The organism is Hymenobacter terricola (genome assembly GCF_017921975.2).
Lineage (GTDB): Bacteria > Bacteroidota > Bacteroidia > Cytophagales > Hymenobacteraceae > Hymenobacter > Hymenobacter terricola.
The window spans coordinates 47,014-60,371 of record NZ_JAGEMO020000071.1 but is presented as its reverse complement, the minus strand read 5'-3'; the positions used below and the strand labels follow the sequence as shown (position 1 = coordinate 60,371).

At 59.5% G+C, this 13,358-nt stretch carries 13 protein-coding genes; 3 read left to right on the top strand and 10 right to left on the bottom strand.

Annotation, left to right across the window (positions count from 1 at the left end; all coding sequences use genetic code 11):
* The coding region (locus J4G38_RS23600; RefSeq protein WP_226163746.1) for a hypothetical protein at positions 1-186 on the top strand (186 nt) is incomplete at its 5' end.
* Positions 187-271: 85 nt separating this feature from the next.
* On the opposite strand, the gene pckA is transcribed toward J4G38_RS23600, so the two are convergent.
* The gene (gene pckA / locus J4G38_RS23595; RefSeq protein ID WP_210515730.1) at positions 272-1,897 is read right to left on the bottom strand and encodes a phosphoenolpyruvate carboxykinase (ATP); all 1,626 of its coding nucleotides are present in this window, start codon (positions 1,895-1,897) and stop codon (positions 272-274) included.
* A gap of 231 nt (positions 1,898-2,128) precedes the next feature.
* Between pckA and J4G38_RS23590 the strand changes: the two genes are divergently transcribed.
* Complete coding sequence (locus tag J4G38_RS23590) at positions 2,129-3,040, top strand: AraC family transcriptional regulator (protein WP_210515728.1); 912 nt, start codon at positions 2,129-2,131, stop codon at positions 3,038-3,040.
* A gap of 172 nt (positions 3,041-3,212) precedes the next feature.
* Entirely contained in the window at positions 3,213-4,778 is a 1,566-nt protein-coding gene (locus J4G38_RS23585) for a peptide MFS transporter (protein ID WP_210515726.1), read from the top strand.
* 448 nt (positions 4,779-5,226) lie between these two features.
* Here J4G38_RS23585 and groL read toward each other — a convergent pair whose 3' ends face one another.
* From groL to miaB, 9 genes are all read right to left on the bottom strand, one after another.
* The gene (groL, locus tag J4G38_RS23580; protein ID WP_210515724.1) at positions 5,227-6,873 is read right to left on the bottom strand and encodes a chaperonin GroEL; all 1,647 of its coding nucleotides are present in this window, start codon (positions 6,871-6,873) and stop codon (positions 5,227-5,229) included.
* Positions 6,874-6,925: 52 nt separating this feature from the next.
* Entirely contained in the window at positions 6,926-7,216 is a 291-nt protein-coding gene (gene groES / locus J4G38_RS23575; RefSeq protein WP_210515722.1) for a co-chaperone GroES, read from the bottom strand.
* A gap of 221 nt (positions 7,217-7,437) precedes the next feature.
* Positions 7,438-7,842 carry a preprotein translocase subunit SecG gene (gene secG / locus J4G38_RS23570; RefSeq protein ID WP_210515720.1) on the bottom strand — a complete coding sequence of 135 codons (405 nt, stop codon included), beginning with the start codon at positions 7,840-7,842 and terminating at the stop codon, positions 7,438-7,440.
* A 26-nt stretch (positions 7,843-7,868) separates the two neighbouring features.
* Positions 7,869-9,335, bottom strand: coding sequence for a hypothetical protein (locus tag J4G38_RS23565; RefSeq protein ID WP_210515718.1), 1,467 nt, complete (start codon positions 9,333-9,335; stop codon positions 7,869-7,871).
* A 203-nt stretch (positions 9,336-9,538) separates the two neighbouring features.
* On the bottom strand, positions 9,539-10,087 hold the full coding sequence (locus J4G38_RS23560; protein ID WP_226163744.1) for an LptE family protein: 549 nt from the start codon (positions 10,085-10,087) through the stop codon (positions 9,539-9,541).
* Positions 10,068-11,360, bottom strand: a complete 1,293-nt coding sequence (locus J4G38_RS23555) for a sigma-54 interaction domain-containing protein (protein ID WP_210515716.1) — start codon at positions 11,358-11,360, stop codon at positions 10,068-10,070. The genes J4G38_RS23560 and J4G38_RS23555 overlap by 20 nt, the downstream gene beginning before the upstream one ends.
* Before the next feature lie 22 nt (positions 11,361-11,382).
* Entirely contained in the window at positions 11,383-11,604 is a 222-nt protein-coding gene (locus tag J4G38_RS23550; protein ID WP_210515714.1) for a type II toxin-antitoxin system HicB family antitoxin, read from the bottom strand.
* A gap of 11 nt (positions 11,605-11,615) precedes the next feature.
* On the bottom strand, positions 11,616-11,885 hold the full coding sequence (locus tag J4G38_RS23545) for a type II toxin-antitoxin system HicA family toxin (protein WP_210515712.1): 270 nt from the start codon (positions 11,883-11,885) through the stop codon (positions 11,616-11,618).
* Complete coding sequence (gene miaB, locus J4G38_RS23540; RefSeq protein WP_210515710.1) at positions 11,882-13,318, bottom strand: tRNA (N6-isopentenyl adenosine(37)-C2)-methylthiotransferase MiaB; 1,437 nt, start codon at positions 13,316-13,318, stop codon at positions 11,882-11,884. Before miaB ends, J4G38_RS23545 begins: the two co-directional genes overlap by 4 nt.
* Positions 13,319-13,358 lie beyond the last annotated feature (40 nt).

Sequence of the window (13,358 nt, the reverse complement as noted above, 5' to 3'; positions counted from 1 at the left end):
GCGCGCAAGGTCAGCGCCGAAGCGCCGCCTTTAGGGATAGTGGGTGACCCCGTTTCCTTTTCTGGCTGCCTCTCAACGAAAGGCACTGCAATCATACAAGGGACCGGGAACTTCGTTGTTTTAGGCGGACTGCTGGTTACAGGGGCCATCTCGCTTTTCAAAGGCATACGTGACAAACAAGCATAATTTACCAGTTTTGATTCTAAAGCATAAAAGCCCCGTCAGCTGCAACCGACGGGGCTTTTTCTGGTGAGTGAGCTGCTTTGGAAACTTACGCTTCTACCGCTACTCGCGGTGCGCCGGCCAGGATTTCCTCATTGGCAAACTCGGCGTATTTCTTAAAGTTCTCCACGAATTTCTCGGCCAGGTCCGAGGCCGTTTTGTCGTAGGCTTCTTTGTCGGCCCAGGTATTGCGCGGGTCCAGGATTTCGGAGGGTACGCCGGGCACCGCGCCGGGCACCATCATGCCGAAGATGGGGTGCTTGGTGAATTTTACCTCGTCGAGCTGGCCGTTGAGGGCGGCCGTAATCATGGCGCGGGTGTAGGGCAGCTTCATGCGGTGGCCGGTGCCGTAGCTGCCGCCGGTCCAGCCGGTGTTGATGAGCCAGACGTTGATGTCGGGATTCTCGTCCATCTTTTTGCCCAGCATTTCGGCGTATTTGGTGGGGTGCAGGGGCAGGAATACCGCGCCGAAGCAGGCCGAGAACGTGGTCTGCGGTTCGGTTACGCCCATTTCGGTGCCGGCCACCTTGGCCGTGTAGCCCGACATAAACAGGTACATGGCGTGGCTCTTATCAAGCTTGCTAATGGGCGGAATCACGCCAAAGGCATCGGCCGTGAGGAAGAAAATGTTCTTCGGCGCATCGGCCACGCCGGGCTCAATGGCGTTCGGAATGAAGTTGATGGGGTAGGCGGTGCGCGTGTTTTCGGTCACCGACTTGTTGGCGTAATCCACGGTGTGGGTGCCGGGCAGGAAGCGCGTATTCTCCACGATGGAGCCGAAGCGGATGGCGTCCCAGATTTCGGGCTCCTTCTCCTTGCTCAGGTCAATGACCTTGGCGTAGCAGCCGCCCTCGAAGTTGAAAATGCCGGCGTCGGGCGTCCAGCCGTGCTCGTCGTCGCCGATGAGGCCGCGGTTGGGGTCGGCAGAGAGGGTGGTTTTGCCGGTGCCGGACAGGCCGAAGAAGATGGCCGTGTCGCCGTCCTTGCCCACGTTGGCCGAGCAGTGCATGCTGAGCGTGTTGTGCTCGTGGGGCAGCAGGTAGTTCAGCACCCCAAAAATGCCCTTTTTCATCTCGCCGGCGTAGCCCGTACCGCCAATGAGAATCATCTTCCTGGTGAAGTTGAGGATGGCGAAGTTGGCCTGGCGGGTGCCGTCCACGGCCGGGTCGGCCTCGAAGCCGGGCGCGCAGATGATGCTGAAATCAGGCAGCCAGGTGGTGTCCGCGCCTTCGGCGGGACGCAGGAACATGTTGTAGCAAAACAGGTTGTGCCAGGCCTGCTCGTTCACGATGCGCAGCTTGAGCTGGTAGTCGGGGTTGGCCCCGGCGTAGGCTTCGCGCACGTAGATTTCTTTGTCGGCCAGGTAAGCCACCATTTTCTGGTGCAGCTGGTCAAATTTGTCGGCGTCGAAGGGAATGTTGATGTCGCCCCACCACACGCTGTTTTCGGTGTTGGCGTCTTTTACCACAAACCGGTCTTTGGGCGAGCGGCCGGTGAACTGGCCGGTGTCGGCCATGAGCGCGCCGGTGTCGGTGAGGGTGCCTTCCTGGTTGCGCAGGGCGTGCTCAATCAGCTCGGCTGGGGATAGGTTGAGGTGAACGGTAGCCGTTTCGTGGAAGCCCAAAGGCTGCAAACGATTGCGGAAGTCGGCGGCAAGGGGAGAGTCTTTTTGCATGGCCCTGAAAGTGTTGGGTGGGAATTCTCTTTACTTCTGCTACAAAGGTAGAAATGCACAGCCCGAGCGCAGTGAAACAATTCATTTCTTTAACGGGACAAATCAAACCATGGCTGGTTGGTTTCGGCCTATTGGCGAAAGCATACGGCTCAGCGCCGCATGAGGGTAGGAGTAATGCAACGCTGAACTATCTTTAGGTTTGGTTTGTCCCTGTCTTTCGCAACTTTGTCCATGGCCACCAAAATTGCCCGCTACAACGGAATCTACGGCGACAGCCGGGCCCAGATTTCGCACGATTACCTGCAAAGCCAGCTCATCGTGCCCCGCCAGCGCCTCACCGACTGGGGCCTCAAGCCGCACCTGCACGAAAATCTGTTCCAGCTGTTTTTCCTCGAAGCCGGCCGCGCCGCCTTCGAGGCCACCGAGCTGGTGGAGCTGCGCACGCCCTGCCTGGTCATCATCCCGGCCAATACCGTGCACGGCTTCACGTTCAGCCCGCAGGTGAAGGGCCGCACGCTCACGCTATCGGAGGCTTTATTGGATACTATTCTGCAAGCCACGCCGGGCGTGCTGGTCGAGATAAATGCCGTACACATTCTCTCCGATTTCAACTCCGAGGTCAGCTTTGCCGATTTATCGGCCCTGGAGCAGCAGATTCACGAGGAAATCTACTCCGAATTGCCCGGCAAGCAGCTCGCCCTGAATGGCTATTTCAAGCTGTTGTTCGTGAAAATATTCCGCCTGCTGCACCACTACCGCCGCAAGGAGGAAAGCCCCAACCGCGCCCTGCACTACTTCCGCGAGTTTCAGAAAGCCATTGAGCGCACCGCGCCTTTCGAGAAGAAAATCTCCGATTTTGCTCAGGGGCTGAAGATTACACCCGTGCACCTCAACCGCATTTGCCAGGCCGTGAAGGGCAAAACGGCCCAGCAAATCGTGCAGGCCCACACCATTCGCAAAGCCCACAACTACCTACTGTATACCTCGCTCTCGGTGGCCGAAATCGCCTACGAACTGCAGTTTGTCGACCCTGGGTATTTCACGCGATTTTTCCGCAAGCAGACCGGCATGGCGCCGGGGGCTTACCGGGCCAAGGCCTACCGCAGCGATGTTTCGGGCAAAACGGCCAGGGCGGAGCCGTAGAAAAGAACGTCATGCTGCGGCCACGCGGACACCAGATACGCAGGCGGTCCAGAAGTAATGCTGGCTTCATAATGCCGAAACTTTCCTAGATTTACCGTACCCATGGTGCGCTAATGGCGCCTGTAAGCGCTTCCCCGCGTTTGCTTACTTATTCCCCACTCTAATTTTTCACATGCAAACTGTTCCTGCTCAGACCGAGCAACCGCTGTCAGCGGAATCCACCAGTCACCCCAGCGGACTATACCTGCTGTTCGCCACCGAAATGTGGGAACGGTTCAGCTATTACGGCATGCGCGCCGTGCTGGTGCTGTTCCTCACCAAGGCCATGATGATGGACAAGGCCTTCGCGTCCAAATTCTACGGCGGCTACACCAGTCTGGTGTACCTCACGCCCCTCATCGGGGGCTTTATTTCGGACCGGTACTGGGGCAACCGGCGCTCCATCCTCACCGGCGGCTTGCTGATGGCGCTGGGGCAGTTCACCCTGTTTTTTTCGGCCTCCAACTACGGCCCGGCCAGCACCCACGCCCTCAGCCACTGGCTGCTGTACCTGGGCCTGGGCGTGATGATTGTGGGCAACGGCTTCTTCAAGCCCAATATTTCGAGCATGGTAGGCTCGCTCTATCGCCCCACCGACTCGCGCAAGGATGCGGCCTACACCATCTTTTACATGGGCATCAACCTGGGCTCGTTCATCGGCAATACCATCACCAGCCTCATCGGCGACACCGGCCGGCCGGCCGATTTCCGCTGGGCTTTCCTGGCCTGCGGCATTGCCATGCTGCTGGGCACCGTGGTGTTCAACTGGGGCAAGGACAAGTACCTGCACACGCCGGATGGCGTGCAGGTAGGCGAAACGCCCGCGCATTCAAAAGGCATCATGGGCGTGTACGCGCTGCTGCCGGTGCTGCTGGCTCTGATACTGGGCATTTTGTGGCTCGACTCGGCCAAGTTTCCCACCATCGCGCCGCTGCTGGGCGTAGCCGTCATTGGCATTGCCTACATGATTTTCAGCGATAAGTCGCTGAGCGGGGCCGACATCAAGGGCATCATGGTCATTTTCATCGTGTCGTTCTTCGTGGTGTTCTTTTGGGCTGCTTTCGAGCAGGCCCCGGCTTCGCTCACCTTCTTCGCCGATGAGCAGATGAACCGCACCATCTTCGGTTTCACCCTGCCGGCCAGCATTTTTCAGAACCTCAACGCCATCTTCGTGGTGGTGGGCGCGCCGCTCATGGCCATGGTCTGGACGGCCCTCGGCCGCCGCGGCGCCGAGCCGCCGTCCCCCCTCAAAATGGCCATTGGCCTGGCCATGCTGGCCGCCGGCTACCTCGTGATGTGCTTCGGCGTGCACAACCTGCAGCCCGGCGTGAAGGTGAGCATGTTCTTCCTCGTGGCCCTGTATTTCCTGCACTCCGTGGGCGAGCTCTGCCTGTCGCCCATTGGCCTGTCGCTGGTCAACAAGCTGGCCCCAGTCAAATTCGCCTCTTTGCTGATGGCCGTGTGGTTCCTCGCCAACGCCGCCGCCAACTACCTGGCCGGCTACATGAGCAGCCTGTACCCCGACCCCAAATCCACGGCTCCCGCGCCGGTGCTGCTCGGCTTCCACATCACCAACCTCTACGATTTCTTCATGGTGTTCGTGGTGTCGGCCGCCGTGGCGGCGGGCCTGCTCTTCCTCATCAGCGGCAAACTGGCCAAGATGATGGACGCCCGCAACTACCCCGCGCCGGTGGCATAGTAGGCATGAATCGTTTTTAATGCGCAAAAGCCCCGTTGGTACCACCAATGGGGCTTTTCTGTGCTTGAGCCTGCCGTCCTTGTGCTCTCAGGCAATGCCTGCCCCTCCGAAACCGCTGCCAACCGTGTCCGAAGCATAGCCAGAAGCTTCGGAACACTCGCCAACCGCTTCCGAAGCCCCGCCAACCGTTTCGGAACGCCCGCCAACCGCTTCCGAAGCGTAGCCAACCGCTTCCGAAGCCCCGCCAAGCGTTTCCGAAGCCCCGCCAAGCGTTTCCGAAGTCCTGCTAACCGTTTCCGAACCCTAAACCTTCGTTCCGAACCACAAACCTTACGTCCGAACCACAAACCTTCGCTCCGCGCCACAAACCTTGCGCGCACAAAAAAGCCCCGCCGGCACTGCCAGCGGGGCTTTCGTTCTTATAGCAAAGGGCTACAAGCGGCTCGACTTACATCATGCCGCCCATGCCACCCATGCCGCCCATGCCGCCGTCGCCGTGGCTATGGCCAGCATCCTTAGGCTCGGGCTCATCCGAAATCACGGCCTCCGTCGTCAGCAGCAGGCCGGCGATAGAAGCAGCGTTTTCGAGGGCCAGACGGGTCACCTTGGTGGGGTCGATGATACCAGCGGCCACCAGGTTTTCGTACCGGTCCTCACGGGCGTTGTAGCCGTAGTCGCCTTTGCCCTCGCGCACCTTCTGCACCACCACCGAGCCTTCGCCGCCAGCGTTGGCCACGATGGTGCGGAGGGGAGATTCCAGGGCCGTGCGGATGATGTTTACACCGGTCCGCTCGTCGGCGTTGTGGGTATCCACTGCGGCCAACGCCTCAATGGCACGCACGAGGGCCACGCCGCCGCCGGGTACCACGCCTTCCTCAACGGCGGCGCGGGTGGCGTGCAGGGCATCGTCAACCCGGTCTTTCTTCTCTTTCATCTCCACTTCAGTCGAAGCCCCGATGTAGAGAATGGCTACGCCGCCGCTCAACTTAGCGAGGCGCTCCTGCAGTTTCTCCTTGTCGTAGTCCGACGTCGTGGTTTCCATCTGGGCCTTAATCTGGGCGATGCGGCTCTGAATGGCCGTTTTCTCACCCTTGCCGTTCACGATGGTCGTGTTGTCCTTGTCGATGATGATTTTCTCAGCCGTACCGAGGTACTCCAACGTCGCGTTTTCGAGCTTGTAGCCCTGCTCTTCGCTGATAACGGTACCGCCCGTGAGGGTAGCAATGTCTTCCAGCATGGCCTTGCGGCGGTCGCCGAAGCCAGGAGCCTTCACGGCCGCGATTTTCAGCGAGCCGCGCAGCTTGTTCACTACGAGCGTAGCCAGGGCCTCGCCATCCACATCTTCCGAAATGATAACGAGGGGCTTGCCCGTCTGCAGCACCTGCTCCAACACGGGCAGCAGCTCCTTCATGGTGCTCACCTTCTTGTCGTAGATGAGGACGTAGGGCGACTCGAATTCAACCTCCATTTTCTCGGGGTTGGTCACGAAGTAAGGGGAGAGGTAGCCGCGGTCAAACTGCATGCCTTCCACCGTCTTCACTTCGGTTTCCGTACCACGGGCTTCTTCCACCGTGATAACGCCTTCCTTACCAACTTTGTCCATGGCATCGGCAATCATTTTGCCGATTTCCGCGTCGTTATTGGCCGAAATCGTACCCACCTGGGCGATTTCCGAGTTGTTCTCGATTTTCTTCGACTGAGCCTTCAGGTTAGCAACCACGGCAATAACGGCCTTGTCGATGCCGCGCTTCAGGTCCATCGGGTTGGCACCAGCGGCCACGTTTTTCGAGCCGGCGGTGTAGATGGCCTGGGCCAACACCGTAGCCGTCGTGGTGCCGTCGCCAGCCTGGTCGGCCGTTTTCGAAGCCACTTCTTTCACGAGCTGGGCGCCCATGTTTTCAATCGGGTCGCGCAGCTCGATTTCCTTGGCCACGGTCACACCGTCCTTGGTAATGGTGGGCGCGCCGAATTTTTTGTCGATAATGACGTTGCGGCCTTTCGGGCCGAGGGTCACTTTCACGGCGTTTGCCAGTTTGTTCACGCCGGCCTGCAAGCGGGCGCGGCCTTCGGTGTCGAATTGGATGTTCTTAGCCACTGTGGGAAGAATTAGGAGTTATGAATTTAGGAGTTATAAATTTTCGGCGGGCCTAGAGCACAGCGAAAATGTCCGACTCGCGCATGATGAGCAGGTCCTCACCATCGACGGTGATTTCCGTGCCGGCGTACTTGCCGTACAGCACCTGGTCGCCTACGTGCACCTGGGGCTTGATGATAGAGCCCGCATCGGAGGTTTTGCCTTCGCCCACGGCTACCACTTCGCCACGCTGGGGCTTCTCCTTGGCCGTATCAGGGATGATGATGCCGGATTTGGTTTTCTCCTCGGCGGCGGCGGCGCGAACAATGACGCGGTCGGCCAGCGGTTTCATGCTAAGTGCCATTCTGTGTGTATTTGGTTTGAGTTAGGTGGAAAAACTAAGTTTACGGCCCTGTCTCATTTCCCGTGCCAGCCCCGTAAACCTGACAAAATGGGCAGGTTTCGCCGCCTGAACGTGGCAGAAGTGACGAATGGCCGCTTCTGTCAACTGAAAAGCAACCCACGAAAAAGCCGGTGCCTCCCCAAAGGAAGCACCGGCTTTTACCGAATTGAGAGAAGCTAAAACTATTTAACAGGCGTCGAAGCCGGAGCGGTACCAGCCGGGACGGTAGCCGGAGCCGTGCTCGTACCGGCCGGGGCCGTAGTGCCAGGGGCGGGCGCTCCCGGAGCCGGGGCCGAAGGAGCGGGCAATTTGGTTTCCATGGCGCGCTGCTGGTTCACGCTGCGAACGGGGCCGCCGCCGGTAGAAGTCAGCATGTGGGAGCCGAGGGCCAGGACGACCAACCCGATTGCAAAGCCCCAGGTGAGTTTTTCGAGCAGGTCGCCGGTGCGCTTCACGCCCATCATGCTGGCAGCACCGCCGGCGCTAAACTGGCTGGAGATTCCGCCGCCCTTGGGGTTTTGGGCCAGCACCACAAGGGCCAGCAGGAAACACACGACGAGGATGAGGATGACGAGAGCAGTGTACATGAGGGGCAAAAAAGTCAAAAGGCTACTTAAGCCGAAGGTTGCAATTGTTGTATTTGGGCCGCAAAGTACGCCATTTTTTCCGGCTGTTTCACCATGAGCTTTTCATAAATCTCAATGGCTCGGGCGGTTTTGCCTTGCCGCACGAGGATACGGGCGAGACTTTCGGATACCAAATTGGGTTCGGCGCGGGTGCTGCGCGCGCTCAAATCGGCTTGGGCGGCGGGGGAAGGCGGTAGCATCGCCGGCCGGCTAAGGCGTGGCTGGCGGCGCAGGAAGTTGTTGATGAGGTCGAGCGACGAGGGCACTGCCGGGGGCGGCGGGCAGTGCGCAGCCCAGTGGGCCAGCAGCAGCGGGTCGGGTTCGAAAAACGCGCCAGCTGGTGGCAGCGCAACGGCTGGAGGCTGCGCGGCGGCGGTCAATTCCGAAGTGCATTCGGCGTTTTCTGCCTTGGCAGCCAGTAGGTTCAGGAGCTGCATGGAAAATCCCAGGCGGCTGCTTTCGCCGAAAGCATACCCCACGGCTTCATCGCCGGTAAAAGCGGCGGGCGTAAAAATGGGCGCGGTCCAGGCTTCTTCCGCCTTGGCGGGTGTGAGCAGCGCCGGGCTGCCCATGCTCAGCGTGACGGCAGCGGCGGCCCATTCATCAACCAGGCCCGGCAGCTCATAAGCCGGCGCGCTGGCAGGGGGCGTTTCGGCGAGGCCAAACTCAAACCGGGCTTCGCCAACCTCAACGGGCGGACGAACGGCCGGAGCCTGAGCGGGCAAATCTTGCTCGGTTTCGGCCGCAGTTTCCGCTTCTGGCTCTGGCAAAATTTCTGCCGCAGCCTCTGCCGCCGGAATCTGAACCCCTTCCTGGTCGACCAATAGCGGCAAATCGGCTTCCGGGATTTGGGGCGCTGCCGCAGCTTCCGGGGCTTCTGTTTCCTTGGTTATTTGTGGCATTTCCTCGGCAATTTCTGCCGTGGGAATGACGGCCACCGCTGCTTCCGTCTCAGTAGAAGCAAATTCTATCTCTGGCGCGAACGCCGTGGGAGCAGCCATGGCGCTCATTGAAACCAGTACTTCCACCGGGGCGCTTGCGCTGGTGGCCAGTTCCATCGCGGGCGCTGCCACAATCTCTACTTGTTCGGCTTCTTGGTCTGGCTCTGGGGCTTCGGCGATGGGGGCTACCGCCGGCGCGGAGACTGCCAGCGGGGGCGGGGCCTGGGCCTTGGCACTAGCCGGAAGTTCCATTGAAGGCGCGGGCTCTTCGGCGGCGGGCTCTACTTGCTCGATGAGGCGGCGCAACAGGGCGCGGTCGGCGGCGTAGGTGGCGGCGCGGCGCAGGCGCTGGCCCGCCAGCATGGTGCCTTGGTCGTGGGCGGCTTTGGCCAGCAGCAGGTGGGCCGTTTGGCAGTAGGGAAAGGCCTGGGCCAGCTGTTCGAGCTCGCGCACTTCCACCGGGCCGAGGGCGGTGGGACGGTCGAGAACGTGCAGAAGCGTGGCGCGGGTCACTGGGATTGGGTGGGCTTTGGGAGAGCAGCAGCAGCGGAATTAATCCTGAATTGCTGCACCTCGAAACGGGTAACGGGGGCGCAACATTACGCTAATTTACGCGAATGTCACCGCACATACCGCCCAGCTAAGTGCGATTTCTGGTAAAATTCGGTAGCTGATTTCACCGCCAAAGCTGCGGCAATTACCAGTTGGTTCGGCCGTTACCAGTTTGCTACCGACTTGTTGAAAATATCGGTAATGATTTTGTCGGTAGTGGTACGCACGGCGGTTGGGTCGCTGTTTATCGTGGCAATGTTCCGGGTGCCGGCGTAATCGTCGAAGTTCTGGAACACCTGCTCGAAGCTCTGCTTGTCGTCCTTGGTGTTGGTGAAGCGGATTTTGACCTGAATGGTGAGGCGGTTGGAGCCGGCCTGGTCCACGCCGTTGACTTGCTGAATGGAGGCCGGGGCAAAATCGTAGGCCACGATGTTGCCGTCGAACTGCAGGTCGCCGTCGCGCGGGACCAGCTTCAGGTTGGTGTTGCGCTGGAAATAATCCTTCAAATCTTCGGTGAAGCGCTGGGTGAGGAAGGAAGGTCCCTGGGGCGCGTTGTTTTGAATGGTGGCAATAGAAATAGTACGCACGGCCGGGTCAATGTTGGTGCCATTGAACGAGTAGATGCCGCAGCCGCCCAGGCCAAAGAAGAAGGGCAGCAGCCACAACCACGCGAACCGCCGGCCCGCCACTTCCTTACACTTGCTCCAGGTCATACTGTTTGAGTTTACGGTACAAGGTGCGTTCCGAAATGCCTAAATCGTGGGCCGCGTACTTGCGCTTGTTGTTGTGTTTCTTCAACGCCTTGAGTATCATCTCCCGTTCCTTCACGTCGAGGGAAAGGGTTTCCTCCTCGGTTTCGTGCGGAATGTCCTCCACGGGAGCTTCGTCCTCGTAGTTTGTCACCGGCTCGCTGTTGTACGAGCTGGGCGCGGCGGGCAGGAAATACTCGGCCGCCTGCCCGCTCTCAAACGAACCAGCCGGAGCGGTATTGTTGAACAGATGACTGTTTTGACGCAGTAGTTCCTGTGCTTCGTGGGGGCGCTGGCCGGTAGCCAGCTCCAGCACCATTTTTTTCAGGTCCGTCATGTCGCGGCGCATGTCGAACAGAATTTTGTAGAGCAAGTCCCGTTCCGAATAACCGGTTGTGGTCCCTTCGGCCGCGCCCGACCCGAGCAACATGGGCAGGCGGTTGGCCTGGTCCTGCGGCAGGTACGGGGCCAGGCGGCGGGCATCCACGTCGCGCTCGGTTTCGAGCACCGACATCTGCTCGGCTATATTCTTGAGCTGGCGGATGTTGCCGGGGAAGCGAAAGCGCGTGAGCACCGGTACCGCGTCGGGCAGCAGGGTGATGGGCCGGGTCCGGTACCGCTCGGCCGCATCCGAAGCAAACTTGCGGAACAACAGGTAGATGTCCTCCCCGCGCTCGCGCAACGGCGGCACCGTGATGGGCACCGTGTTGAGGCGGTAGTACAGGTCTTCGCGGAAAGTGCCGGCCTGCACGCGGTCGAGCAGGTTCACATTGGTGGCGGCCACCACGCGCACGTCGGTTTTCTGCACCTTGCTGGAGCCTACGCGGATGAATTCGCCATTTTCCAGCACGCGCAGCAGGCGGGCCTGGGTGCCGAGCGGCATTTCGCCGATTTCGTCCAGGAAAATGGTGCCGCCGTTGGTTACCTCAAAGTAGCCTTTGCGCGCCTCATTGGCCCCGGTGAAGGAGCCTTTCTCGTGGCCAAATAGCTCAGAATCAATGGTGCCCTCGGGAATTGCCCCGCAGTTGATGGCAATGAACTGCCCGTGCTTGCGCGGCGATAAGGCGTGGATAATCTTGGAAAACGACTCCTTGCCCGACCCGCTTTCGCCGGTGATGAGCACCGTCATGTCAGTGGGCGCGACCTGCGCGGCCACCTGAATGGCGTAGTTCAGCGCCGGCGCGTTGCCGATGATGCCAAACCGGAGCTTGATGGATTGAATTTCGGAAGGTGTCAAAATTATTTGTGCTAATTGGAAACTAAGCCGCGAATTGTAGTCGCTGGCGAGGAGTTGGAATCGTCCGACCCAGTTCCAGCGCAGTTACAATCCATTCCTGCGCAATGACTCCGACATTGTGAAGGGCTTCGGTTTGCGATGAACCGTCGGCCATGCAGCCAGGCAGGTCGGGAATCTCGGCGATAAACGCCCGGTCATCCTCGCTCCAATAAACCACAACGGGATAAATGCTGCTGTCAGGCATGATTATGTTCGTTAAAGGGTATCACGAAAATGGCTGGCCAAGTCATAGTGAATAATCAATTCGCGCACCTGCTTAGCTTGATAGGGCTTGACGGTATTCCCAGTAGCAGGTTGCAGGTTGATGATTTCTTCAACTTCAGAATGGGTGAAAATGTGATGACTGCCGCGAATTCGCAACTCAAACCCTAGAAATACCAAGAGGTTAACCAGTGCAGTAAAATCTAGGTTTGCAGAAGAGGTTGAATTCAATAGCTGCGCCAGAAACTTTCGGCGTTGGCTCATATCGCATTCCCCAGCAAAGTGCTGGCCGAACTGCTGTGAACGAGTACATCCACGTAGTCGCCTTTCCTGAAGTTTTGCTTTGGAAAGATGACAACCTGGTTCTGGCTGTTGCGGCCACTCAGGTCGTCTTTCGAACGCTTGGAGAAGTTCTCAACCAGCACCCGGTGCACCCGGCCCACGCCGCGCTTGTTGCGTTCGGCGCTGTGAATTTGCTGCAAATCAATGATTTCCTGCAGACGGCGCTTCTTTACTTCCAGCGGAATATCGTCGGCCAGCTTGCGGGCGGCCAGCGTGCCGGGGCGCTCCGAGTAGAAGAACATGTAGGCCATGTCGTAGCGCACAAGCTCCATCAGGCTCATGGTGTCCCGGTGCTCCTCCTCGGTTTCGGAGCAAAAGCCCGAAATCATGTCGGAGCTGATGGCGCAGTCCTCGCCCAGAATCCGGCGAATGGCCTGCACCCGCTCCTCGTACCAGGCGCGGTCGTAGGTGCGGTTCATGAGGGCCAGCACGCGAGAGTTGCCGCTCTGGGCCGGCAGGTGGATGAACTTGCAGATGTTCTCGTGGCGCGCCATGGTGTGCAGCACCTCGTCGGTAATGTCTTTGGGGTGCGAGGTGGAGAAGCGCACGCGCAGCTCGAGGCTGATGAGGGCTACGCGCTCCAGCAACTGGGCGAAATTGACGTGCTCGGTGCCATCGGCAGAGGCCCATTTGTAAGAGTCCACGTTCTGGCCCAGCAGGGTGACTTCCTTGTAGCCGGCGGCCACCAGGTCGCGGGCTTCGCGCTCGATGCTGTGGGCGTCGCGGCTGCGCTCGCGGCCACGGGTGAAGGGCACCACGCAGAACGAGCACATGTTGTCGCAGCCGCGCATGATGCTGATGAAGGCCGACACGCCATTCGAATTCAGGCGGACGGGCGTGATGTCGGCGTAGGTTTCTTCGCGGCTGAGCAGCACGTTCACGCCCTTCTGGCCGCCATCGACCTGGCTGATGAGCTGGGGCAAATCCCGGTAGGCATCGGGGCCCACCACGAGGTCGACGATTTTTTCTTCCTCCAGAAACTTGCTTTTCAGGCGCTCGGCCATGCAGCCGAGCACGCCCACCAGCAGGCCGGGGTTGCGCTTCTTGTGCGAGTTGATTTGCGACAGGCGCATGCGCACCGTCTGCTCCGCCTTCTCCCGAATGGAGCAGGTATTGAGCAGCACCAAATCGGCGCTGGCCAGGTCGTCGGTGGTATCAAAACCCTCATCAAACAGGATGCTGGACACGATTTCAGAATCCGAGAAATTCATCTGGCAGCCGTAGCTCTCGATGTAGAGCTTACGCTGCCGGCCAGTGCGCGTGGCGGCCGTTACCCGCACTTCGCCGCTCGGGGTAGCCTCGGCAGCAGGGGCTTCTTTATCTAAAAAATCAAGGGTTAACAGGGCTTGGGACATAATAGTAGCGCTTTTCGGCGGGGCACAAAGATAGGGTAAA